Raw genomic sequence first — 23,928 nt, 5'->3', positions numbered from 1 at the left:
AGGGCCTGATGCATCAGCAGCGCCCGCCACGAGGACGGGCGCCGGATGCAGCCGTGATGTGCTGCCGAAGGCATTTTACTTGCCGATCGCCTTCAGAACGGCCTCGCCGAGACCGGCCGGGCTGTCAGCGACAACGATGCCTGCGGATTTCATCGCTTCGATCTTGTCCTCGGCGCCGCCTTTGCCGCCGGCAACGATCGCGCCTGCGTGGCCCATGCGGCGGCCCGGAGGGGCGGTGCGCCCGGCGATGAAACCGGCGGTCGGCTTCCAGCGGCCCTTCTTTTTCTGCTCGGCGAGGAACTCCGCGGCTTCCTCTTCGGCGGAACCGCCGATTTCACCGATCATGATGATGGATTCGGTTTCCGGGTCGTCCAGGAACATGTCCAGCACGTCGATGTGCTCGGTGCCCTTGATCGGGTCGCCGCCGATGCCCACGGCGGTGGACTGGCCCAGGCCGATGTCGGCGGTCTGTTTCACCGCCTCATAGGTCAGGGTGCCGGAGCGGGACACAACGCCGACCGAGCCGCGCTTGTGGATGTGGCCGGGCATGATGCCGATCTTGCAGGCGTCGGGCGTGATGACGCCGGGGCAGTTCGGGCCGATCAGGCGGGACTTGGAGCCTTCCAGCGCGCGCTTCACCTTCATCATGTCCAGAACCGGGATGCCTTCGGTGATGCAAACGATCAGCTCCATCTCGGCGTCGATCGCCTCGAGGATGGAATCGGCGGCAAACGGCGGCGGCACGTAGATGACAGAGGCGTTGGCCTCGGTCACGTGCTTGGCTTCATGCACCGAGTTGAAGACCGGCAGGTTCAGGTGGGTCTGGCCACCTTTGCCGGGGGTGACGCCGCCGACCATTTTGGTGCCATAGGCGATCGCCTGTTCGGAGTGGAAGGTGCCCTGCGAGCCGGTGAAGCCCTGACAGATGACCTTGGTGTTTTCGTCGATGAGGACTGCCATTTGGCGTTCTCCTGTTTTAGGCAGGCGCAGCCTGCCAGAATTCTACGGAAAGACGGGCCGCAGCCCATCCCACGGAAAATCGGGATTAGCCTTTGACCGCTTTGACGATCTTCTCGGCACCGTCGGACAGGTTGTCGGCTGCGATCACGTCCAGACCGGAGTTGTTGATGATCTCCTTGCCCTGCTCGACGTTGGTGCCCTCGAGACGGACAACCAGCGGCACCTTCAGGCCGACTTCCTTCACCGCGGCGACCACGCCCTCGGCGATCACGTCACAGCGCATGATGCCGCCGAAGATGTTGACCAGGATGCCTTTGACGTTCGGGTCAGAGGTGATGATCTTGAACGCCTCGGTCACTTTCTCCTTGGTGGCGCCGCCACCAACGTCGAGGAAGTTCGCGGGCTCGGCGCCGTAGAGCTTGATGATGTCCATGGTGGCCATCGCCAGACCCGCGCCGTTCACCATGCAGCCGATCTCACCGTCCAGCGCGATGTAGTTCAGGTCGTACTTGGAGGCTTCCAGCTCTTTCGGGTCTTCCTCGGTGGTGTCGCGCAGCTCGGCGATGTCGGCGTGGCGGTAGACCGCGTTGCCGTCGAAGCCGATCTTGGCGTCCAGCACCTTGAGGTTGCCGTCGTCGCCGATGATCAGCGGGTTGATCTCCAGCATCTCCATGTCCTTCTCGACGAAGGCTTTGTAGAGCTGGCCCATCAGCTTGACGCACTGCTTGATCTGCGCGCCCTGCAGGCCCAGCGAAAACGCGATGCGGCGGCCGTGGTAGGGCTGGTAGCCGGTGGCCGGGTCAACGGAGAAGGACAGGATCTTCTCGGGGGTGGCTTCGGCCACTTCCTCGATGTCCATGCCGCCCTCGGTCGAGCAGACGAAGGAGATGCGCGAGGTCTGACGGTCGACCAGCAGCGCCAGGTACAGTTCGGTTTTGATACCGGAACCGGCCTCGATGTAGATGCGGTTCACCTGCTTGCCTGCGGGGCCGGTCTGATGGGTGACCAGGGTGCGGCCCAGCATCTTCTTGGCTTCTTCGGCGGCTTCTTCCACCGACTTGGTCAGGCGCACGCCGCCTTTTTCGCCGGCATCTGCCTCCTTGAAGGAGCCCTTGCCGCGGCCGCCCGCATGGATCTGGGCTTTGACGACCCAGAGCGGGCCGTCCAGTTCACCGGCTGCGGTCTTGGCCTCTTCGGCTTTCAGTACCACGCGCCCGTCGGACACTGGCGCGCCATAGCTGCGAAGAAGGGCTTTGGCCTGATATTCGTGGATGTTCATGTGAAACGGTCCCGTCTGGCTGCAATTATCTGTCGATTTATAGGCTGTCTTAGGGCCAAGTGTTAAAGGCTTTTTTGACGGGGCGCGGGGAAATGCCGAAGATTTTTCACTTTTGTGATCACAGTTTTTGCGCGTGTGATCACAAATAGGCTTGCCGCACGCTGCGCAGCTTGCGGAACGAATCTTGAAGATCCTCCAGCGGCGGGCGATCTGCGGTGTTTGGTGTGAAATGCCGTGCGACGGGCATCAGTGGGGACGCGGGCGCCGTGCCTGGGGCAAAGTCCGCCGGTCGAGGAAGCGGAGCAGCATCGGCAGCTGGGGCCACAGGCCCTGAATTACGAAAGGCCCGGAGAACCGGGCCTTTGCGAAAGTCTTAGAAAAAAGGTGGGCGTGATTACGCCAGCGAGTTGTCGATGCCCTTGCAGGCGTCGACCAGACCCTTCACCGCGTTGACCGAGTTGTCGAACATGGACTGCTCTTCTTCGGTCAGCTGGATGTTCACGATCTTCTCGATGCCGCCGGCGCCGATCACGGTGGGCACGCCCACATACATGTCCTTCACGCCCAGCTCGCCGTTGCAATAGGCCGCGCAGGGCAGCACGCGCTTCTGATCCTTGAGGAACGCTTCGGCCATCTCGATCGCTGCGGTTGCCGGAGCGTAGAAGGCGGAACCGGTTTTCAGCAGGCCGACGATCTCGGCGCCGCCATCACGGGTACGCTGAACGATGGCGTCCAGTTTCTCCTGGCTGGTCCAGCCCATCTTGACCAGGTCGGGCAGCGGGATGCCGGCCACGGTGGAGTAGCGCACGGACGGCACCATGGTGTCGCCATGGCCGCCCAGAACGAAAGCGGTGACGTCTTTCATGGAGACGTTGAACTCTTCGGCCAGGAAGTGGCGGAAGCGGGCGCTGTCCAGCACACCGGCCATGCCGCAGACCTTGTTCGTGGGCAGGCCCGAGAACTGCTGCAGAGCCCAGACCATCGCGTCCAGCGGGTTGGTGATGCAGATCACGAAGGCGTTGGGCGCGTGGTCGCGGATGCCTTCGCCAACGGATTTCATCACCTTCAGGTTGATGCCCAGCAGGTCATCGCGGCTCATGCCCGGCTTGCGCGGCACGCCTGCGGTGACGATGCAGACATCGGCGCCTGCGATGTCCTCGTAGGACTGGGTGCCCTTGAGGGAGGCGTCGAAGCCTTCCGAGGGACCGGATTCTGCGATGTCCAGCGCCTTGCCTTCGGGGATACCTTCGGCGATGTCGAAGAGAACGACGTCACCAAGTTCCTTGAGAGCTGCGAGATGCGCGAGGGTGCCGCCGATCTGACCTGCGCCGATAAGGGCGATTTTGGGTCGTGCCATTGGGAAAAGTCTCCGGTCCGGTTGAAATTTCCTGATGCCTACGTCCAATCGCCCCTTGGTGCAAGTCTTCTGCGCTGCGGCATTGTGTTTGGCATACTTGTGTATGCCGAAATTTTGCGGCTAAGGCTGTTGGACAAAAGGATTTCAAAGAGGGCAGCCCGGTGATGGATGTCACGATATTCGCCTTTGCGGTTCCGGCGGTTCTGTTTGCGGGCGTGTCCAAAAGTGGCTTCGGGTCGGGTGCGGCCTTTGCATCCTCGGCGATTCTGGCGCTGGTGCTGGAGCCGGGCATGGCGCTGGCGCTGATGCTGCCCCTGCTGATGCTGATCGACCTGGTGTCGCTGAAACCCTATTGGGGGCGCTGGAACCTGCGCGCATCGCTACTGTTGATCGCGGGCGGTCTGCCCGGTGTGGCGCTGGGGGCGTGGCTGTACAGCGCGGTGGACGCGGATGTGATGCGGGTGCTGATTGGTGCGGTATCGGTCGGTTTCGTGCTGTGGCAGCTGCGCGCCAAGCTGGGCTGGCCAGTGGTCGCCGCGCGCCCGCTGGGCCGTGCCGCAGGGGCGCTGGCGGGGCTGGTTGTTGGCTTCACCAGCTTTGTCAGCCATGCCGGAGGGCCGCCGGCGGCGGTCTACCTGCTCAGCCTTGGATTGCGGAAAACAGAGTTTCAGGCCAGCACGGTGCTGATCTTCTGGGCGATCAACCTGGCCAAGGCCGTGCCCTATGCGGGGCTGGGGCTGTTCACACGTGAAACATTGCTGCTGGATCTGATGCTGGTGCCCTTTGCCCTCGGGGGCGCTGCGCTGGGGGTATGGCTGCATCACCGGATCCCCGAGCGCTGGTTCTTCGGGCTGACCTACGTGTTGCTGACCATCACCGGGATCAAGCTGATCTGGGACGGGTTTGTCTGACACCGGCGACAGCCTCGGTCCGCTGCAGCATCCCTGACCTCAGCACAGTGACGCGGGGAGGACCACCGCCGCGGGGCGGTGACGCGGGCACTCGGATCAGGCGTCGTCGCCGGATTGCGGCAGCGCCTCGGCGAGGGTTTCGTAGGCTTGGCCCGAGGCCACCAGGCAGGTCATCCCGTTCGGCGTGGTCACGGTGATGGTCCAGCTGCCGGTCTCGCCCGAGGCGAAGGTCTCCATGACCGCGCCCTGCTGGCCCATGCCGATGCTCTGGCGACTTTCGCCGTATTTCTCGGCCAGGCGTTTCACGACCATGTCGCGGGGGGCGCAGTTGCGCCCCTGAGCCATCGCCGGGGCGGCCGCCAGGGTCAGCACCGCGCAGGCGGCCGTCAGTGCAGGAAATGTCGGTTTCATACTGTTTTACCCTTTCCGGAACGGCCGGACAGGGCGGGGCGGCGAAACGCTGCCCCCGGCGTCCCTGGGTGGGCCGGTGAGTGACGAAGTTGCAGGTGCAGGCCCCATGCCTGCTGGCGTCGGGCGCGGCCGGAGATGGCGGCCTGGGTCCGGTGCCGTGGTACCTTACACTGTGCCGGGCAGGTGCTGACAAGTGGTTAATGGCGCGTACCCGGTAATTTCACATTTTTTTCAAAATATTGGGCGTCATTCACTTGGCGCGTTTCTGCGCTGCGGCAAAATTCCCCTTGAAAGGTTGCAACCGAATCTGTAGCCGTTTGCGCAATAAAATAACTTCTGGAGGCTCGTGATGGACCCGCGCACCCGCCCGTATCGTTCGGTTTTATATATCCCCGGTTCCAAGCTGCGGGCCTTGGATAAGGCGCGGCAGCTGCCGGTGGATGCGGTGATCTTTGATCTCGAGGACGCGGTCTCGCCCGAGGAAAAAGAGAATGCGCGCGCGACCCTGGCCGAGGCGCTGGCGGCGGGCGGCTACGGTGCGCGTATGAAGATCGTGCGGATCAACGGGTTGGACACAGATTGGGGCCGCGCCGATGCCGCGGCGGCGGCGCAGATGGACTGCGACGCGGTGTTGCTGCCCAAGGTGGACAGCCCGGCAGATCTGGACGCGCTGGCGGAGATCACCGGGGATATGCCGCTGTGGGCGATGATGGAAACGCCGCGCGGCATGCTGAACGCACCGGCGATCGCAGCGCACCCCAGGCTTCAGGGCATGGTGATGGGCACCAATGACCTCGCCAAGGAGCTGCAATGCCGCTATCGCGCCGACCGGCTGCCGATGATGGCGGGTCTGGGCCTGTGCCTGCTGGCGGCCAAGGCCGAGGGCGTGGTGATCGTCGACGGTGTCTACAACGCCTTCAAGGACGCCGAGGGGCTGGCCGCGGAATGCGAGCAGGGCCGCGACATGGGCTTTGACGGCAAGACGCTGATCCACCCGGCGCAGGTGGAGATCGCGAATGCCGCCTTCGCGCCGTCGGAGGCGGAGATTGATCTCGCGCAGCGCCAGATCGCGGCGTTCGAGGCGGCGGAAGCCGAGGGGCAGGGCGTCGCCGTGGTGGACGGTAAGATCGTCGAGAACCTGCATGTGGCGACGGCACGCGAAATTCTTGCAAAAGCGGATGCAATCGCCGCGCTTTCCGAATAGGTGTTAATCGAATTAACATCTGAGGGAGGCCGGCATGGCGTTACTGATTCTGGGACTTTTGCTGTGGTGGGGCGCGCATCTGTTCAAGCGGCTGGCCCCGGACATGCGCGCCGCGCTGGGCAGCAAGGGGCGGCCGCTTGTGGCGCTGGTGTTGCTGCTGTCGGTGGTGCTGATGGTGATCGGCTACCGCAGTGCCGAGTATTACGACATCGCGGCGGTGCCGCCGGTGCTGCGCCATATCAACAACCTGCTGGTGCTGGTCGCCATCTTCCTGATGAGCCCGGCACCGAAAAAGGGCGCGCTGCTGCATGGCATGCGCCATCCGATGCTGGCAGGGATCAAGCTGTGGGCACTGGCGCATCTTTTGGTGAACTGGGACCTGGCGTCCTTTGTGCTGTTCGGCGGTCTGCTGGCCTGGGCGGTGGCAGAGGTGATCGTCATCAACCGCTCGCAGCCCGAGTGGCAGCCCGGCCCCAAGGGCAGCCTGGCCAAGGATGCCATGTTCCTTGGCGGCTCGATTGTGCTGCTGGGGGTGATCGGCTACGTCCACGGGATGGTCGGGCCATCGCCCTTTGGAGGATAACACCATGAAACTGTACCGATTTCTGTCTGAAGACGACACGTCCGCCTTTTGCCACAAGGTGACTGATGCGCTGAACAAGGGCTGGGAGCTGCACGGCAGCCCGACCCAGGCCTTTGATCCCGTGAAGGGCGTCATGCGCTGCGGTCAGGCGGTGGTGAAGGTCGTCGACGGCACCTACACCCCTGAGACCAAACTGGGAGAACACTGATGGCCAAGACCAACCCGGGCCGCTTTTTCGAGGATTATACCGTTGGCGAGGTGATCGCCCACGCGGTGCCGCGCACGGTATCGGGCGGCGAGCGGGCGCTGTATCACGCGCTCTACCCGGCGCGTCATGCGCTCTATTCCTCGGATGAGTTCGCGCGCGCGGCTGGTCTGCCTTCGGCGCCGCTGGATGATCTGGCGGCCTTCCATCTGGTGTTCGGCAAGACGGTGCCGGACATCAGCCTGAACGCGCTGGCGAACCTCGGCTATGCCGAGGGGCGCTGGTTGCTGCCGGTCTATCCCGGCGACACGCTGCGCGCCGAATCCGAGGTGATCGGGCTGAAGCAGAACTCCAGCGGCAAGTCGGGCGTGGTCTATGTGCGCACCCGCGGGTTGAACCAGCGCGACGAATGTGTGCTGGAATACGTGCGCTGGGTGATGGTGCGCAAACGCGACCCCGAAGCGCCGGCGCCCGAGACGGTGATCCCCGAATTGACCAAGGCGATCCCGGCCGACCGGCTGGCGGTCCCGGCGAGGCTGGATTTCAGCAATTACGATTTCACCCTGGCGGGCGAGCCGCACCGCTGGGGCGACTATGAGGTGGGCGAGACCATTGACCATGTCGATGGTGTCACCATCGAGGAGGCCGAGCATATGCTGGCCACGCGCCTGTGGCAGAACACTGCCAAGGTGCATTTCGACACTACCGCGCGCCCCGACGGGACCCGGCTGATTTATGGCGGGCATGTGATCTCGATGGCGCGGGCGCTGAGCTTTAACGGGCTGGCCAATGCGCAGATGATCGTCGGGCTGAACGGCGGCGCCCATGCCAACCCGTGCCTTGCGGGGATGACGGTGCGGGCCTGGTCCGAAGTTCTGGACAAGGCCGAGACGGCCGCGCCGGGTGTCGGCGCGATCCGGCTGCGGCTGGTGGCGACCGCGGGCGGCGCACCGTTTGAGCTGAAGGGTGACGACGGCAAATACCTGCCCGGCGTGCTGCTGGACCTGGACTACTGGGCCTTGATGCCGAAGTGACACGCGGGCCGTTGCCCCTTCCTTGCCGCGCTTGGGTTGCCTGAGCGGCGAGGGGACAGGTGAAAAGGCGTGACCCGGCGGCGTGGTGACGGTTAGGCTGGGGCATGCGCATCGTGCTGCTAGTCGTATTGCTGCTGGGGCTTCAGGGGCCGTCACGGGCCCTTGCCTGTGACCTTGCGTTGGTGCTGGCGGTGGATGTCTCCGGCTCGGTCGATGCGAAGGAATACCGGATCCAGATGGACGGACTGGCGGCGGGCCTGCGCGATGGGGTGGTCTCGGAAGCCCTGGTGCGGGCGCGTGCGCAGGTTTCGCTGGTGCAATGGTCCGGCCGGTCGCGGCAGGAAGTGTCCCTGGGCTGGGCGCAGCTGCGCAGCTTTGCGGATGTCGAAGCCCTGGCGCAGCGGATCGAGACCGCGCCGCGGCCCTGGCGCAATTATTCCACAGCGGTGGGGGAGGCGCTGTTCCTGGCGCTGGAGCAGTTCGCGGCGGTGCCGGACTGTCGCCGCCGGGTGATCGACATTTCCGGTGACGGCTTCTCCAACGAGGGCGTGGAGCCGCGCGCGGCGCATGGGCCGCTGGCGGCGGCGGGCGTCACCGTGAATGCCATCGCCATCGAGCAGAGCGAGCCGGGGCTGACCGCCTACTTCTTCGAGAACGTGATCCGGGGCGAGGGGGCATTTGTGGTCACAGCCGCCAGCTTTGCCGATTACCCGGCCCGGATCCGAAAGAAGCTGGTGCGAGAGGTCGCCCAGCAGACCGCGGCGCTGACGCCGGCTGATCCGACCGCTGCCTGCCTTTGCAGTGATTTGCAATTCGGCCGCTGATTCTGCAAATAATATCCAAACAGGCGATTTGTGATCACTAAATATTTTGTGTGATCACAACGCGTGGTCTTTTCGCGTCACCGGCGCGATTTCCGGCGTGTTTTAATCCTTCCTTCGGGTGACATGCCGTGAAAATCGGCTAAAACGTCGTCAGCCAACCGGAAAGGAGCCAACATGGCCGATGTCAATCGGGGCAACCGCCCGCTTTCGCCATTCATGATCGGGCCATATTACCGGCCGCAGATGACCTCCATCTCTTCGATCATGGTTCGTATTACAGCCATCGCGGCACTGATCCTGGCCGTGCTGGTGGTTTGGTGGCTGCTGGCCGCCGCAACATCCGACTCCGCCTTTGCCTTCATCGACGGGCTCTTGCGCAGCTGGCTAGGTGACCTGCTGATGCTCGGAGGGGCCTGGGCGCTGTGGTACCACATGCTGGGCCGCCTGCGTCACGTGATCTGGGACTTCGGCTACTGCCTGGAAGTTGCGATTTCCGAAAAGATGGGCATGGGCATGTTCATCGGCGCCACCGTGCTGGCGGTTCTGACCATTCTGGTCGTGTAAGGGGGGCTTCACATGCAATTTCTGACGGACCGTAAACGCGCTCAGGGCCTGGGCGCCGGGGGCACTGGCACCCATCACCACTGGCAGATGATTGTCAGCTCCATTCTGCTGGTGCCGCTGGTACCGCTGTTCATCTTCATTTTCGGCAGCGCGCTGGGCGGCAGCCATGAAGAGGTGCTGGCCTATTTCAGCCGTCCGATTCCGGCGATCATCCTGGGCCTGAGCCTGGTGGTGATCCTGTTGCACCTGCTGCGCGAGGCGCAGGAAGCGATTGAAGATTACGTGCATGGCGTGGCGCAGAAACTGGCCCTGGTTGCCGTTGCGGCGTTTACCTACACGCTGATCGCGGCGGGCCTATTCGCCCTCGTCAAACTCGCCCTCTGATATATGCGCGGCAAGGAACAGAAACGATGACAGCAGCATATGAATATGAAACCCACGAATATGATGTCGTGGTGGTTGGCGCCGGTGGCGCGGGTCTGCGGGCGACGCTGGGCATGGCCGAGCAAGGTCTGCGCACCGCCTGCGTAACCAAGGTTTTCCCGACCCGCTCGCACACTGTGGCCGCACAGGGCGGCATCGCCGCGTCGCTGGCCAACATGGGCCCGGACCACTGGCAGTGGCACATGTATGACACCGTCAAGGGCTCTGACTGGCTGGGCGATACCGACGCGATGGAGTACCTCGCCCGCGAGGCCCCCAAGGCGGTCTACGAGCTGGAGCACTATGGCGTGCCGTTCTCGCGCACCGAGGAAGGCAAGATCTACCAGCGCCCCTTTGGCGGTCACACCACCGAGTTCGGTGAAGGCCCCGCGGTGCAGCGTACATGCGCCGCCGCCGACCGCACCGGCCACGCGATCCTGCACACGCTCTACGGCCAGTCGCTGAAGAACAACGCCGAGTTCTACATCGAGTATTTCGCCATCGACCTGATCATGTCCGAAGACGGGCAGTGTCAGGGCGTGGTGTGCTGGAAGCTCGACGATGGCACCATGCATGTCTTCAACGCCAAGATGGTGGTGCTGGCGACCGGCGGTTACGGCCGCGCCTATTTCTCCGCCACCTCGGCGCACACCTGCACCGGCGACGGCGGCGGCATGGTGGCGCGCGCTGGCCTCGCGCTGCAGGACATGGAGTTCGTGCAGTTCCACCCCACCGGCATCTACGGCTCTGGCTGTCTGATCACCGAGGGCGCGCGCGGCGAGGGCGGCTACCTCACCAACTCCGAGGGTGAGCGCTTCATGGAGCGCTACGCGCCCCAGTACAAGGACCTCGCACCGCGCGACTACGTCTCCCGCTCGATGACCATGGAAATCCGCGAAGGTCGCGGCGTGGGCGAGCATGGCGACCACATCCACCTGAACCTCAACCACCTGCCGGCCGAGGCGCTGGCGGAGCGGCTGCCGGGGATTTCGGAGTCGGCGAAGATCTTCGCGGGCGTTGACGTCACCAAGGAGCCGATCCCGGTTCTGCCGACCGTACACTACAACATGGGCGGTATCCCGACCAACTACTGGGGCGAGGTGCTGAACCCGACCGAGGAGGATCCGACCGCGGTCGTGCCCGGCCTGATGGCCGTGGGCGAGGCGGGCTGTGCTTCGGTGCATGGGGCCAACCGTCTGGGCTCCAACTCGCTCATCGACCTGGTGGTCTTTGGCCGCGCCTCCGCCATTCGCGCAGGCAAGGTTGTCGACCCGGAGGCGCCGAACCCGGTGCTGAACAAGGCGTCCGTCGACAAGGCGTTCGACCGGTTCGATGCGCTGCGTCACGCCAAGGGCGGCATTCCGACCGCCGATCTGCGGCTGGAAATGCAGCGCACCATGCAGGCCGACGCGGCGGTGTTCCGCACCGACAAGACCCTGAAGGAAGGCGTTGAGAAGATGACCGCAATCGCGGCCAAGCTGGACGACCTGCACGTAACCGACCGCTCGCTGGTCTGGAACTCCGACCTGATGGAGACGCTTGAACTCACCAACCTGATGCCCAACGCGCTGGCCACCATCGTGGGCGCGGAAGCCCGCAAGGAGAGCCGCGGCGCCCATGCGCATGAGGATTACGCCGAGCGTGATGACGAGAACTGGCGCGTCCACACCGTGTCCCGTGTCGAGGGCAACAAGGTCGAGCTGAGCTACCGTCCGGTGATCACCGATCCGCTGACCTCCGAAGACGAAGGCGGCATCAGCCTCAAGAAAATCGCGCCCAAGGCGCGGACGTTCTAAGGAGACAGACCATGGTTCAATTCAGCCTCCCCAAGAACTCCAAGGTGGTGACCGGCAAGACCTGGCCCAAGCCGGAAGGCGCCACCAACGTGCGCAAGTTCAAGATCTACCGCTGGAACCCGGATGACGGGAAAAATCCGCAGGTGGATACCTACTTCCTCGACATGGACAAATGCGGTCCGATGGTCCTGGACGCGCTGATCAAGATCAAGAACGAGATCGATCCGACGCTGACCTTCCGCCGTTCCTGCCGCGAGGGGATCTGCGGGTCCTGCGCGATGAACATCGACGGCATCAACACGCTGGCCTGTATCTACGGGTTGGACGAGGTGAAGGGCGATGTGCGTATCTACCCGCTGCCGCATATGCCGGTGGTCAAGGACCTGATCCCGGATCTGACGCATTTCTACGCCCAGCATGCCTCGATCATGCCGTGGCTGGAAACCAAGACCAACCGTCCGGCCAAGGAATGGAAGCAGTCGATTGAGGACCGCAAGAAACTGGACGGCCTGTATGAATGCGTGATGTGCGCGTCCTGCTCGACGTCCTGCCCGTCCTACTGGTGGAACGGCGATCGCTACCTCGGCCCGGCCGCTCTGCTGCATGCCTACCGCTGGATCATCGACAGCCGGGACGAGGCCACCGGCGAACGTCTGGATCAGCTGGAAGATCCCTTCAAGCTGTATCGCTGCCATACCATCATGAACTGCGCGAAGACCTGCCCCAAGGGCCTGAACCCGGCCAAGGCGATCTCGCACATCAAGAAGATGATGGTCGAGCGCACGGTCTGATCCGTCGGGCAGGGGATCCGCGGCGTTCCGCCTGCCTGCCAATCTGAAAATTGCACTGCCCCCGGTTTCCTGCGAGACCGGGGGCATGTTCTTTGCAACAGAGTGTGGAGCGCGGCGATGAAACCGATGATCCCGGCGGTGGCTGTGACGATGGTTCTGGGTGGTTGCATGATGGCGATGGACGGCGACCGGTTGGGGGCGCAGCTAGCCGCCTCGGATGCGCGGCTTGCCGGGTGCGCGAGTGCGGCCGGGATAACCGGCCCCTATCGGGTCTGGACCGAGGTGCTGGGCCATGGGCCCGGAGCAACCGTGGTGCGCGAGGTTCGTCCGAGCGACACGGTGACGGCGGCGCAGGCGGCGCAAATGACCCGCTGTTTGAATGCCTGACGGCCCCGGGGCGATTGTCGGTGTGACCGTCAGGTTGAACCCTGCCGCGACGGCCACAATAGATGGTTGAGACGCGCACGGGCGGGCGCTAGGCTGATCCCATGGAACCTGTTGTTTCTGCCATGCTTCTGGCCGGATTTGCCGGTCTTGCGATGCCGCTCGGCGGGTTTCTCGCCGCGCGGGAGCATATCCACAATCCGATGCTGCGGGACGAGGTGCTGCACCTGATCGCCGCTTTCGGCGGCGGTGCGCTGGCCTCGGCGGTGGCTTTGGTGCTGGTCCCCGAGGCGGCGGAGACGCTGCCGCCCTTGCTGGCGGTGGCCCTGTTCGTGGCGGGGGGCGTGGTCTTTTACGGTGTCGACAGCCTGCTGGAACGCAAAGGCGGCAGTGGCGCGCTGCTGTTGGCGATGTTGCTGGACTACGTACCGGAGGCGATGGCACTGGGGGCGATGCTGGTGGCGGATGCGGCAACCGCGCGGCTGCTGGCATTGATGATCTTTCTGCAGAATCTGCCCGAAGGCTTTGCCGCTTTCCGCGAGATCCGCCAGGGGGACAGCTCTGCCGGGCATGTCCTGCTGGTGTTCCTGGGACTGGCGGCGCTGGGACCGGTTTGCGCCTTGGTGGGTCTTGTCTGGTTGGCCCAGGCCCATGCGCTGCTGGCCGCTATCATGATCTTTGCCGCTGGGGGCATTCTGTACCTGTTGTTTCAGGACATCGCGCCAAAGGCCCATTCGAACGAAAAGAGCCTGCCGGCTCTTGGTGCGGTTGCGGGCTTTGCGCTGGGGCTGGCCGGGGAAATGCTGATCAGTTGACCTCGGCGGGGAATGCGCTGGCTGCATGACGGACTTGCGCATTCACCGGCTGCGGGCCCCGGCGCTGGGGGCTATCTTGCGGGCCATGGGAGGATCTTGCCAAGCCGAAGGAGGCAATTCCATGACCCAGATCACCGCACTTCACGCGCCGCAGACCAAGTCCGAGCAGGTCGAGACCGCGGCACAGCAGGCTCTGGCCGCGTTGGAGCAGAGCTTTGAATACTATACGCCCGCGCCGTTGTCGGCTGCCGTGGTAGACGCGCCGGACGCGGACACGGATCACCTGTTCGACTACTACGCCGCCGCCTGAGAGACCTGCTGCCCGCTCAGAGCCGGTTGAGCCGCCGCCTGCGGAAGCTTAGACAGCTATCATGCCGATTCTTCTGATTTTTCTGCTGGCTGCGGTTCTGGGCTACTTGCTGTGGCGGAGACGAACTACGAGCCTTACCCGCAATTGTCGCTGGCGGCAGGCGCGTGCCGAGGGCCAATGGCGGTGCCAGTATTGTGGCGCTGTTGCGCCGTCTGACGCAGAGCCGACCGTCTGCCTCAACCCGACCCTGCGGCAATAGCAGGCCAGTGCGCTCCCGCGCCCGCAGGTGCACCGGCTGCGCCGGAGCCCCTTCCGTGCCGGGCCCAACTGCGGACGGTCCTTGTCCAAGGACCGGGGCGCAGGCGGGAGCGCATCACTGATCTGCAAATCCGGCGGAGCAATACAAAAAACACTTGAACGACTCGTCGGTTTGCCAGATATGGGCCGCCAAGACGCCAACGCACGCGCCTCTGGCGAAAGGGGTCACGCCCCTAAGGTTACGTAGCGACGGTAACGTCTCTGACAGCACTGAGCGGCCGTATTCGGCCGGGTCTATTGGAGATGACCATGAACGCAAACGTAGCCGGGCTGACCGCCCGCAACTGTGAATTCGTATCCCGCACCCTGAGCTACATCGCCTCCAACCGGTTCGACCGGCCGACGCTGGTGGTCGACGCCGAGGCCGTTGCGGCGAAATACCACGCATTGGCGCGTGGCCTGGGACGTGCGCGCATCCACTATGCGGTCAAGGCCAACCCGGCTCCGGGCATCCTGCAGCGGCTGGTGGTCGAGGGCGCAAACTTTGACGCCGCAAGCCGTGCCGAGATCGACATGTGCTTGGCGGCCGGTGCGCAGCCGGAGCAGATCAGCTTTGGCAACACCATCAAACGGCCGGCGGATATCGCCTATGCCCACCGCCTCGGGATCACCCATTTTGCTGCCGATGCGGCAGAGGAACTGGACAAGCTGGCCGAGCATGCGCCCGGGGCCAGCGTCTACCTGCGCATGCTGGTCGACAACACCGAGGCCGATTGGCCGCTGAGCCGCAAGTTCGGCAGCTCGGCCGAGATGGTCCTGAAGCTGATGGACCAGGCGCGTGACGCCGGTCTGGTCGTGGCCGGGCTGTCGTTCCACGTCGGCTCTCAGACGCGGGCGCCGCAGATGTGGGCGGGGACGCTGGATCAGGTGGCGACCGTCTGGCACCAGGCGCGTGCGGCCGGCCATGACCTGCAGCTGCTGAACATCGGTGGCGGCTTCCCGGCCTCCTACGGTGCCGAAATGCTGCCCGCAGAGGATTATGCCCGCGCGGTCATGGCGCTGGTGACGGAGCGTTTTGGCGAAGTGCCGCAGGTCATGGCCGAGCCGGGGCGCGGTCTGGTCGCCGAGGCCGGTGCCATCGCGGCAGAGGTCCTGCTGGTGTCGCGGAAGGACGCTGACGACCTGCATCGCTGGGCCTATTTGGACATCGGCATGTTCTCGGGTCTTGCCGAGACCATGGGCGAGGCAATTCGCTATCGCATCACCACCGAGCGCGACCACGAGCCGACAGGTCCCTGCATCCTGGCCGGCCCGTCCTGCGACAGTGCCGATGTGCTGTATGAGCGCATCCCCTACCAGCTGCCGTTGGGCCTGAAAGCCGGGGACCGCGTGGTGATCCACAGCTGTGGGGCCTATACCTCGACCTATGCCTCGGTTGGCTTCAATGGCTTCCCGCCGCTGGATGTCGTGGTGATCTGAGACTGGCGGCGGGGCTTGCAGCCCGGCCACGAAGCAGTCTTGATGGGGCAAGCATTGAAAAAGGTTTGCCCCATGACAGACACTCCCTCCGCGCCCGATGATGCGCAGGCCCGACGCGCCGTGCGTCCGGTCATCTGCTATCCCAATGACAGCCTGCCGGAGCCGGATCTGCCGCTATACCGACGGGCGCGACAGGGGGCGGTGACGACGGCGGAGCGGCGCGTCGCCCCCCGCGAGGCGGCCTGTTTCGAGGTGCCAGCCGGGCATTTCTTCCGCATCACCTCGATCGAGGGGCCGCAGGTGGGGGATCTCAACCTGTGGAACCGTAACAACCTGTCAGAGCGCTTTTACTCCGGCAAGACCCGCGCATTGCACGGCACCCATGTCAGCACCGGCGAGCGCCTGTGGAGCAGCTTTCCCTACCTGCGCCCGATGGCCACCATCGTCGAGGACACCCTGGGGTGGTATGGCATTGATGAATTCGGCGGCTCGGTTCACGACGTGATCGGGACACGCTGTGACCCCTATACCGGCAACCTGCTGTCGGGCAGCCAGTATCACCACTGCTGCCACTCCAACCTGACCCGGGCGCTGGCGGATCACCTGCGGCTGCCGCTGGCGGAGGCCGAGCCGCATGTGCACGACGTTCTCAACGTCTTTATGTGCACCGGCTTTACCCGCGACACCGGCCAGTATTTCATGAAGGCAAGTCCGGTCCGCCCCGGTGACTACCTTGAGTTTTTCGCGGAGATCGACCTGCTGGGCGCGCTCAGCGCCTGTCCGGGTGGTGATTGTTCGGCGGAGCATTCCAGCGACACCGCCGCCTGCTACCCGATGTTGGTAGAGGTTTTCGCGCCGCCGACTGATGAACTGGCGAACTGGCGGCCGCCTGCGGTCAATGGCTATGACCGCAGCCACGGGCGAGGGTGAGACAGGGCAGAGGGGGAAGCCGCGGCCCGGCAGGTGATGGCATTTCGCAAACCGGACAGCTCGCCTGTTGCAATTGACGCGACCCCACAGGGCAAATGAAAAGGGCAGAGGTCGCGCCTCTGCCCATAATCAACATTGCCAGGGTCGGACCCTTACGCCGCGCGTGACAGGGGCATTCAGCGAAACGCGGCCTCGAGTGCAATTTCAACCATGTCGCCAAAGCTGCGCTCGCGCTGATCGGATGGCAGCGCCTCGCCCGTTTGCAAATGGTCGGAAACGGTCAAGACCGCCAAGGCGCGGCAGCCGTAACGCGCGGCCAGGGTATAAAGTTCTGCGGCCTCCATTTCGACGCCGAGAATACCATGCCGCACCATCTGTTCATTCAAATCCGGACGTTCGTCGTAAAAGACATCCGAGGAATAGATGCCGCCCACATGGGTGGCCACGTCACGGGTTGCGGCGGCCTTTGCGGCGGCCTGAAGCAAGCCCCAATCGGCACAGGGGGCAAAATTCACCTCGCGGAAAATACTGCTGGAGGGGCTGTGAACGGTGGTGGCCGTCATGGCGAGGATCACGTCGCGGACCTTGACCTTTTCCTGCATGCCACCACAGGAGCCGATGCGGATCAGGGTCTTTGCGCCGTAGTCGCGGATAAGCTCGTTGGCGTAGATCGACAATGAGGGCATGCCCATGCCGCTGCCCTGGATGGTCACGCGGTGGCCGTTCCAGGTGCCGGTGTAGCCCAGCATGCCGCGCACTTCATTGACCAGAACCGCGTCGCTGAGAAAGGTCTCCGCCGCCCATTTGGCGCGATAGGGGTCCCCCGGCATCAGCACGGTTTCCGCGATTTCACCCTTGGCAGCGCCGATATGAACTGTCATTTGCGTTTCCCTTGGTTCAGATTTCCAGATCGGAAATGTCCATTCCGGCGGTCAATGCGGCGTGGACCCAATGCGGTTTGCGACCGCGGCCGGTCCAGGTTTCTTCGGGATTGTTCGGGTTGCGATACTTGGGGGCTGCTTTTGTTTTCTTGCCGCCCGGGCGGGGACCATTGGCAATTTCGTCCAGTGAGAAACCGTATTTCGCGGCGGCTTCTTCGGCCGCTTTCAGGGCTTCCTGACGTTCCCGCAATTCGGCGGTGCGCAGGGCTTCCTCTACATCACCTTGCAGCTGGAGCAGTTCTTTTCTTGTCATTTTCGAAAGATCGAGCGTCATTTCTTACTCCATGATAAATGGCACTCCGGAAAAGCCGGTGTGCCATTCTTTATGGACCGAATTTCAAATTCGGTTTAGCTTTTTCTTTGTCGCTCGCGGAAAATTGCGCAGGAAAGATCAGTGGGCTGCAATTTCCGGTGGCTTTGCAAGTTCGACAATGTCACTCATAATTGCATTGAGCTCGAAATCCTTGGGTGTATAGACCCGGGCAACGCCGAATGATTTGAGCTTTTTCGCATCGTCGTCGGGAATGATTCCACCCACGATCACCGGGACGTGGCCGAGGCCGGCGTCGCGCATGCGCTGCATCAGATCCTCGACCAGTGGCAGGTGGCTGCCGGACAGGATCGACAAGCCCACCACATGGGCATCGTCCTTTTGCGCGGCTTCGACCAGTTCGGCGGGGGTCATGCGGATGCCGTCATAGGTGATGTCCATGCCGCAGTCACGGGCGCGGAAGGCGATCTGCTCGGCGCCGTTGGAATGGCCGTCCAGGCCCGGTTTGCCGACCACGAACTTGATCCGGCGGCCGAGTGCATCGCTGACGCTGTCGACTGCCGCGCGCAGTTCATCCAGCCCTTCGGTCTTGTTCGACACCGAGGCCGACACGCCGGTGGGGCCGCGGTAGGTGCCGTGGACGCGCCGCATCTCCTCGGCCCATTCGCCAGTGGTCACCCCGGCCTTGGCCGCTGCAATTGACGGCTCCATGATATTGTCACCGTTTTGCGCCGCCGCCCGCAGGCTGGCGAGGGCCGATTGCACCGCGTCCTCGTTTCGCTCTCGCCGCCAGGTGTTCAGGCGGTCGACCTGCTCTTGCTCCACCGCGGGATCCACGACCATGATGCCGCCATCCTCTGTTTGCAGCGGCGAGGGTTCGCCTTCGGTCCACTTGTTGACACCGACCACGACGGTTTCATTGCGTTCGATACGGTTCAGACGCTCGGCATTGGAGTCGACGAGGCGGCCTTTCATATACTCGATCGACGCGACGGCCCCGCCCATGGATTCCAGATTGGCGAGTTCGGCGCGGGCCCCCGCCTTCAATTCCTCGACCTTGGCATCGACCACCGGGTTGCCGTCAAAAAGGTCGCCGTATTCCAGAAGATCGGTCTCATACGCGAGGATCTGCTGCATCCGCATCGACCACTGCTGGTCCCAGGGGCGGGGCAGGCCAAGCGCCTCGTTCCAGGCCGGCAGCTGCACTGCGCGGGCGCGGGCCCTCTTCGACAGCGTCACCGCCAGCATCTCGATCAGGATACGGTAGACGTTGTTTTCCGGCTGCTGTTCGGTCAGCCCGAGCGAGTTCACCTGCACGCCGTAACGGAAGCGGCGGAACTTCGGGTCCTCCACGCCGTAACGCTCGCGGCAGATTTCATCCCACAGGTCGACGAAGGCGCGCATCTTGCACATCTCGGTGATGAACCGGATGCCCGCATTCACGAAGAAGGAGATGCGCCCGACCATGGCCGGGAAATCCTCTGGCGCGATGCGCGGTCGCAGCTCGTCCAGCACCGCCTGCGCGGTGGCCAAGGCAAAGGCCAGCTCCTGCTCCGGCGTCGCGCCGGCTTCCTGCAGGTGGTAGGAGCAGACGTTCATCGGGTTCCATTTCGGCACGTTGGTGTAGCAGTATTCGGCGACATCCGCGATCATCCGCAGGCTGGGCTTGGGCGGGCAGACATAGGTGCCGCGGCTCAGATATTCCTTGATCAGGTCGTTCTGCACCGTCCCTTGCAGCTTGGACACATCCGCGCCCTGTTCCTCGGCCACCGCGATATAAAGGGCCAGCAGCCACGGCGCGGTGGCGTTGATCGTCATCGAGGTGTTCATCTGTTCGAGCGGGATCTGGTCGAACAGCGTGCGCATGTCGCCGAGATGACAGATCGGCACGCCGACCTTGCCGACCTCGCCGCGCGCCAGCACGTGATCGCTGTCATACCCGGTCTGCGTGGGCAGGTCGAAGGCGACCGACAACCCGGTCTGCCCCTTCGCGAGGTTTGAGCGGTAAAGTGCGTTCGAGGCCTTGGCGGTGGAGTGTCCGGCATAGGTGCGGATCAGCCAGGGGCGGTCTTTTTGCATCTGCGGCATCGGGGACCTCGCGAGTCGGTTGGTGGGTAATTTTATTTCGCTAATGGGATCTAAACTGCAATTTTAGACCCATGTCAATTCGCTGCGTTGCGGCAATGCCGAGCGAAGCCGCAGATCTGAGGGGCTGGAAGCTTGGCGGTTGTAATGGCGGCAGCCATCGGCAACTGTCGGTGTATGACGCAGACCGTGGAACTTCCGCTGTGGCTTTTCGTGCTGATCCTCGGCTTCGCCGCGGTGACCTTTGCCTCGCATTTCCTGTTTCCCTCCGTGCGCTGGTTCGTGCGGAGGCGGCTGGAGCGCGCGGTGGCGCGGTTGAACCAGCGGCTGGAGCGCCCGATCGAGCCGTTCAAGCTGATCCGGCGCTACGACATGATCCAGCGGCTGATCCACGATCCGCAGGTGACCCAGGCGGCGGCGGATCATGCCCGCGCCGAGGGGATTCCCGAGAACGTCGCCTTTGAGCAGGTGCGCCGCTATGCGCGCGAAATCGTGCCGGGGTTTTCCGCCTTTGCCTATTTCAGCTTTGCGGCGCGGGCGGCGCGACTGCTGTCGAACAGCATTTACGACGTCCGCCTGGCGCAGCAGCAGCCCGGTGCGCTGAATGACATCGATCCCGAGGCGACGGTCGTGTTCGTGATGAACCACCGTTCCAACATGGACTACGTGCTGGTGACCTACCTGGCCGCACGGCGGTCGGCGTTGTCCTATGCGGTGGGCGAATGGGCGCGGGTCTGGCCGCTGTCGCGGCTGATCCGGGCGATGGGTGCCTATTTTATCCGTCGCCGCTCGCGCAATGATTTGTATCGCAAGGTGCTGGCGGCCTATGTGGGGATGGCCACGCGCGGTGGCTCGACGCAGGCGATGTTCCCGGAGGGCGGGCTGAGCCTGGATGGCGCGCTGGCTGCACCGAGGCTGGGATTGCTGAAATACATCGTCGAGGCGCGCGACCCGAAGGGGCGCGACGTGGTCTTTGTCCCGGTGGCCCTGAATTACGATCGGGTGCTGGAGGACCAGATCCTGGAAGACGCCGCGCGCGCCGGGGAGCGCCGATTCAAGGCCCGCATCGGCGTGGTGGCCCTGCGGTTGCTGCGGCAGCTGTGGCGTTGGCTCACAGGGCGCTATCGGCGGGCTGGCCGCGCCGCCGTAACGGTTGGCGCACCGCTGAGCCTCAGCGGGTTTGCTGCCACGCAGGCGGGTGACCCGACCGAGCCGCTGGCACAGGAGTTGATGGCGCGGATCAGCACCATTGTGCCGGTGCTGCCGGTGCCACTGGTTGCGGCAGCGCTGTGTCGTCATGGGCCCCAGACCCGCGCCGAGATCGAGGCGCGGGTGCAGAAGTGGATCACGGCTCTGCCAGTGGCGAGGTTGCACCTGCCACCGCAGGAGGCCTGTAACGCCGCGGGCGAGGGGGTGGAGCATCTGCGCCGCCGGAAGCTGGTGATCTGTGAGGATGACCGGTTGGTGCCGGACCCGGCGCGGCTGGGACTGCTGGAGTTCTATGCCAATTCGATCCGCCACCTGTTGCCCGCAGACGACGGCTGCGGGCCGGGTGATGCTGCACCTGCTAAAGACAATGCTGCATCTGCTGGGTTATAAAATTTCACAAACTGAGCAAAAGTTGTTGCAATGTTGCTTAGCGAATTTTATCCACTAGGTAATCGCCGCGATTCTGCACTGCGGCAAAACCTGGATGCAAAGGAGGCCGTCATGGCATTGGATACCCAGACTGACGTCATGTCTTACGAGGCGCCCGAAAAGGATCTCTATGAAGTGGGGGAAATCCCCCCGATGGGTTACGTTCCCAAGAAGATGTATGCCTGGGCCATCCGCAAGGAACGCCACGGCGAGCCGGACACCGCGATGGTGCAGGAAGTTGTCGACGTGCCGGAGCTGGACAGCAACGAGGTGCTGGTCCTGGTGATGGCAGCGGGCGTCAACTACAATGGCGTCTGGGCCTCCCTCGGCACGCCGATCTCGCCGTTTGATGGCCACAAGGCCCCCTATCACATCGCCGGGTCTGACGCCTCGGGCATCGTCTGGGCGGTTGGTTCCAAGGTCACCCGCTGGAAGGTCGGTGACGAGGTGGTGATCCACTGCAACCAGGACGACGGCGACGACGAGGAATGCAACGGCGGCGACCCGATGTACTCCCCCAGCCAGCGGATCTGGGGTTACGAGACGCCGGACGGCTCCTTCGCGCAGTTCACCAACGTGCAGGCGCAGCAGCTGATGCCGCGGCCCAAGCACCTGACCTGGGAAGAAAGCGCCTGCTACACGCTGACGCTGGCGACCGCCTACCGGATGCTGTTCGGCCATGAGCCGCATGACCTGAAGCCGGGCCAGAACGTGCTGGTCTGGGGCGCCTCGGGCGGTCTCGGCTCCTACGCGATCCAGCTGATCAATACTGCCGGCGCCAATGCCATCGGCGTAATCTCGGACGAGAGCAAGCGCGACTTCGTGATGGGGCTTGGCGCAAAGGGCGTGCTGAACCGCAAGGACTTCAACTGCTGGGGCCAGCTGCCCACGGTCAACACCCCGGAATATGCCGAGTGGTTCAAGGAAGCCCGCAAGTTCGGTAAGGCGATCTGGGACATCACCGGCAAGGGCGTGAACGTCGACATGGTGTTCGAGCATCCCGGCGAGGCGACCTTCCCGGTCTCCACCTTCGTGGTGAAGAAGGGCGGTATGGTTGTGATCTGCGCGGGCACCACCGGCTATAACCTGACCTTTGACGTTCGCTACATGTGGATGCACCAGAAGCGCCTGCAGGGCTCGCACTTTGCGCATCTGAAGCAGGCCGCCGCTGCCAACAAGCTGATGGTCGAGCGCCGTCTGGATCCCTGCATGTCCGAGGTCTTTGCCTGGGCCGATTTGCCCGAAGCCCACATGAAGATGATGCGCAACGAGCATCTGCCGGGCAACATGTCGGTGCTGGTGCAAGCGCCGAAAACCGGCATGCGGACGCTTCAGGACGTGCTGGAGAGCAACAGCTGATCGTATCTCCCTGTCGGCCGAGCCAAGGGTCGGCCGCGCCTGGTTGGCGATCTCCCCGGGTCGTCGGCGACCTGCGAGTCACTGAGGTGATTCGCAGGTTCTTTTTCTGACTGAGATAACAATTTCAATGGCTTGAACTGAGTGCTTTCGCTATTCCGGGGGAGTTTGGGCCTCGCGCATCTTGAACGGATTTCGACCGTCTTGTTCGGATTTGCGTCAGGTCTGTCCGGATTTGCGCTAAACTCGGCGCTTGCCGTTGACTGTTCCGTGTCGGGCGCGGCACAAGGTGGTCGGACCACGTCGCAGCCCGGATGCTGCCACGGGTTGCAAAAACCAACTGGGCGGACTCGCGAGGGCGACAGCGGCACGACATGGCTAGCAAGGCAGACCTGGATCGCATTCTGGAAGCACTTGACGCGACCGACACGCTGGACGGTCTGCAGCAGATCATCGAGCAGGTCTGCGAGGTGTTTGGTGTCGACCACGCCATGTATCATTGGGTCGACAGCGCCGGCGACCACTATTATTTCGGAACCTACCCGCAGGACTGGGTGCAACGCTATCAGGAGCGGGCCTATGTGCGGGTCGACCCGGTGGTGGTGGGATGCTACCAGCGCTTTCACCCGGTGGACTGGAAGCGGCTTGACTGGTCACCGAAACCGGCGCGGGAATTTTTGAAAGACGCGTTGGAACATGGGGTTGGCAACCAGGGATACTCGATCCCGATCCGCGGTCCCAACGGCCAGTTCGCGGTTTTCACGGTCAGCCACAATTGCGACGATGCAACCTGGGAGAAACTGACCGAGAAATTCGGTCGGGAGCTGATCCTGATGGGACATTACTTCAACCGAAAGGCGCTGGAGTTCGAACCCAACCGCACGCCTGAACAGACCCAGCCGCTGTCCCCGCGCGAGGTGGACGCGCTGACCCTTCTGGCCATTGGCTACAGCCGCGCGCAGGTGGCGCAAACGCTGGCAATCTCGGAACATACCCTGCGCGTCTACATCGAAAGCGCGCGTTTCAAACTCGGCGCGATCAACACCACTCACGCGATTGCGCGTGCCTTGTCCCTGGGGTTGATCGTCGTGTGATCTCTGGGTGTGCGCGCCACGTTCG

Annotated in this window: 25 protein-coding genes; 18 read left to right on the top strand and 7 right to left on the bottom strand. The window is 63.6% G+C overall.

Features of this window, described 5'->3' with window-relative positions:
• Window positions 1–75: 75 nt before the first annotated feature.
• The 3 genes from sucD to mdh form a co-directional block, all read right to left on the bottom strand.
• Window positions 76–960, bottom strand: coding sequence for a succinate--CoA ligase subunit alpha (gene sucD / locus ACZ52D_RS04875; RefSeq protein ID WP_222456293.1), 885 nt, complete (start codon window positions 958–960; stop codon window positions 76–78).
• An 85-nt stretch (window positions 961–1,045) separates the two neighbouring features.
• Window positions 1,046–2,239, bottom strand: a complete 1,194-nt coding sequence (gene sucC / locus ACZ52D_RS04870) for an ADP-forming succinate--CoA ligase subunit beta (protein WP_464442742.1) — start codon at window positions 2,237–2,239, stop codon at window positions 1,046–1,048.
• Between the two features lie 394 nt (window positions 2,240–2,633).
• Window positions 2,634–3,596 (bottom strand): malate dehydrogenase, encoded by a 963-nt coding sequence (mdh, locus tag ACZ52D_RS04865; RefSeq protein WP_222456291.1) that lies wholly within the window; start codon window positions 3,594–3,596, stop codon window positions 2,634–2,636.
• 164 nt (window positions 3,597–3,760) lie between these two features.
• On the opposite strand from mdh, the gene ACZ52D_RS04860 reads away from it, so the two are divergent.
• Window positions 3,761–4,507: a sulfite exporter TauE/SafE family protein gene (locus ACZ52D_RS04860; protein WP_464442741.1), complete on the top strand. Its 747-nt coding sequence runs from the start codon at window positions 3,761–3,763 to the stop codon at window positions 4,505–4,507.
• A gap of 96 nt (window positions 4,508–4,603) precedes the next feature.
• On the opposite strand, the gene ACZ52D_RS04855 is transcribed toward ACZ52D_RS04860, so the two are convergent.
• On the bottom strand, window positions 4,604–4,918 hold the full coding sequence (locus tag ACZ52D_RS04855; protein WP_369928534.1) for a hypothetical protein: 315 nt from the start codon (window positions 4,916–4,918) through the stop codon (window positions 4,604–4,606).
• Between the two features lie 349 nt (window positions 4,919–5,267).
• Here ACZ52D_RS04855 and ACZ52D_RS04850 point away from each other — a divergent pair, with 349 nt between their 5' ends.
• The 14 genes from ACZ52D_RS04850 (at window position 5,268) to ACZ52D_RS04785 (ending at window position 16,518) form a co-directional block, all read left to right on the top strand.
• Window positions 5,268–6,122, top strand: coding sequence for an HpcH/HpaI aldolase/citrate lyase family protein (locus ACZ52D_RS04850; RefSeq protein ID WP_464442740.1), 855 nt, complete (start codon window positions 5,268–5,270; stop codon window positions 6,120–6,122).
• 34 nt (window positions 6,123–6,156) lie between these two features.
• A complete protein-coding gene (locus tag ACZ52D_RS04845; RefSeq protein ID WP_464442739.1) occupies window positions 6,157–6,705 on the top strand; it encodes an NnrU family protein in 549 nt (182 codons plus the stop codon).
• A gap of 4 nt (window positions 6,706–6,709) precedes the next feature.
• Window positions 6,710–6,913, top strand: a complete 204-nt coding sequence (locus tag ACZ52D_RS04840; protein ID WP_222456286.1) for a DUF1737 domain-containing protein — start codon at window positions 6,710–6,712, stop codon at window positions 6,911–6,913.
• Window positions 6,913–7,944, top strand: coding sequence for a MaoC family dehydratase (locus ACZ52D_RS04835; protein WP_464442738.1), 1,032 nt, complete (start codon window positions 6,913–6,915; stop codon window positions 7,942–7,944). The genes ACZ52D_RS04840 and ACZ52D_RS04835 overlap by 1 nt, the downstream gene beginning before the upstream one ends.
• A gap of 104 nt (window positions 7,945–8,048) precedes the next feature.
• Entirely contained in the window at window positions 8,049–8,768 is a 720-nt protein-coding gene (locus ACZ52D_RS04830) for a DUF1194 domain-containing protein (protein ID WP_464442737.1), read from the top strand.
• A gap of 174 nt (window positions 8,769–8,942) precedes the next feature.
• Window positions 8,943–9,332: a succinate dehydrogenase, cytochrome b556 subunit gene (gene sdhC / locus ACZ52D_RS04825; RefSeq protein WP_222456283.1), complete on the top strand. Its 390-nt coding sequence runs from the start codon at window positions 8,943–8,945 to the stop codon at window positions 9,330–9,332.
• A 12-nt stretch (window positions 9,333–9,344) separates the two neighbouring features.
• Window positions 9,345–9,716 carry a succinate dehydrogenase, hydrophobic membrane anchor protein gene (gene sdhD, locus ACZ52D_RS04820; RefSeq protein WP_222456282.1) on the top strand — a complete coding sequence of 124 codons (372 nt, stop codon included), beginning with the start codon at window positions 9,345–9,347 and terminating at the stop codon, window positions 9,714–9,716.
• 26 nt (window positions 9,717–9,742) lie between these two features.
• A complete protein-coding gene (gene sdhA / locus ACZ52D_RS04815; protein WP_222456281.1) occupies window positions 9,743–11,551 on the top strand; it encodes a succinate dehydrogenase flavoprotein subunit in 1,809 nt (602 codons plus the stop codon).
• 11 nt (window positions 11,552–11,562) lie between these two features.
• Complete coding sequence (locus ACZ52D_RS04810) at window positions 11,563–12,342, top strand: succinate dehydrogenase iron-sulfur subunit (RefSeq protein ID WP_369928545.1); 780 nt, start codon at window positions 11,563–11,565, stop codon at window positions 12,340–12,342.
• A 117-nt stretch (window positions 12,343–12,459) separates the two neighbouring features.
• Window positions 12,460–12,729: a hypothetical protein gene (locus tag ACZ52D_RS04805; protein ID WP_464442736.1), complete on the top strand. Its 270-nt coding sequence runs from the start codon at window positions 12,460–12,462 to the stop codon at window positions 12,727–12,729.
• Window positions 12,730–12,830: 101 nt separating this feature from the next.
• The gene (locus ACZ52D_RS04800; RefSeq protein ID WP_222456279.1) at window positions 12,831–13,541 is read left to right on the top strand and encodes a ZIP family metal transporter; all 711 of its coding nucleotides are present in this window, start codon (window positions 12,831–12,833) and stop codon (window positions 13,539–13,541) included.
• Between the two features lie 121 nt (window positions 13,542–13,662).
• Window positions 13,663–13,851 (top strand): hypothetical protein, encoded by a 189-nt coding sequence (locus tag ACZ52D_RS04795; RefSeq protein WP_464442735.1) that lies wholly within the window; start codon window positions 13,663–13,665, stop codon window positions 13,849–13,851.
• A gap of 561 nt (window positions 13,852–14,412) precedes the next feature.
• A complete protein-coding gene (locus tag ACZ52D_RS04790; protein WP_464442734.1) occupies window positions 14,413–15,588 on the top strand; it encodes a type III PLP-dependent enzyme in 1,176 nt (391 codons plus the stop codon).
• Between the two features lie 72 nt (window positions 15,589–15,660).
• Window positions 15,661–16,518 (top strand): urea carboxylase-associated family protein, encoded by an 858-nt coding sequence (locus ACZ52D_RS04785; RefSeq protein WP_464442733.1) that lies wholly within the window; start codon window positions 15,661–15,663, stop codon window positions 16,516–16,518.
• Window positions 16,519–16,694: 176 nt separating this feature from the next.
• Here the strand turns inward: ACZ52D_RS04785 and deoD are convergent, their stop codons facing one another.
• The 3 genes from deoD to ACZ52D_RS04770 form a co-directional block, all read right to left on the bottom strand.
• Window positions 16,695–17,399, bottom strand: coding sequence for a purine-nucleoside phosphorylase (gene deoD / locus ACZ52D_RS04780; RefSeq protein WP_222456275.1), 705 nt, complete (start codon window positions 17,397–17,399; stop codon window positions 16,695–16,697).
• A 16-nt stretch (window positions 17,400–17,415) separates the two neighbouring features.
• Entirely contained in the window at window positions 17,416–17,733 is a 318-nt protein-coding gene (locus tag ACZ52D_RS04775) for an H-NS histone family protein (protein ID WP_222456274.1), read from the bottom strand.
• 117 nt (window positions 17,734–17,850) lie between these two features.
• A complete protein-coding gene (locus ACZ52D_RS04770; protein ID WP_464442732.1) occupies window positions 17,851–19,818 on the bottom strand; it encodes a methylmalonyl-CoA mutase family protein in 1,968 nt (655 codons plus the stop codon).
• A 174-nt stretch (window positions 19,819–19,992) separates the two neighbouring features.
• Between ACZ52D_RS04770 and ACZ52D_RS04765 the strand changes: the two genes are divergently transcribed.
• The 3 genes from ACZ52D_RS04765 to ACZ52D_RS04755 all read left to right on the top strand — a co-directional run bounded on the left by ACZ52D_RS04765 (window position 19,993) and on the right by ACZ52D_RS04755 (window position 23,903).
• Entirely contained in the window at window positions 19,993–21,414 is a 1,422-nt protein-coding gene (locus tag ACZ52D_RS04765) for a 1-acyl-sn-glycerol-3-phosphate acyltransferase (protein WP_464442731.1), read from the top strand.
• A gap of 111 nt (window positions 21,415–21,525) precedes the next feature.
• Entirely contained in the window at window positions 21,526–22,812 is a 1,287-nt protein-coding gene (gene ccrA, locus ACZ52D_RS04760) for a crotonyl-CoA carboxylase/reductase (protein WP_222456271.1), read from the top strand.
• A 371-nt stretch (window positions 22,813–23,183) separates the two neighbouring features.
• The gene (locus ACZ52D_RS04755) at window positions 23,184–23,903 is read left to right on the top strand and encodes a helix-turn-helix transcriptional regulator (RefSeq protein ID WP_222456270.1); all 720 of its coding nucleotides are present in this window, start codon (window positions 23,184–23,186) and stop codon (window positions 23,901–23,903) included.
• The last annotated feature ends 25 nt before the right edge of the window (window positions 23,904–23,928 follow it).

The organism is Leisingera sp. S2M4, assembly GCF_055398055.1.
This window is presented reverse-complemented; position numbering and strand designations above follow the sequence as displayed.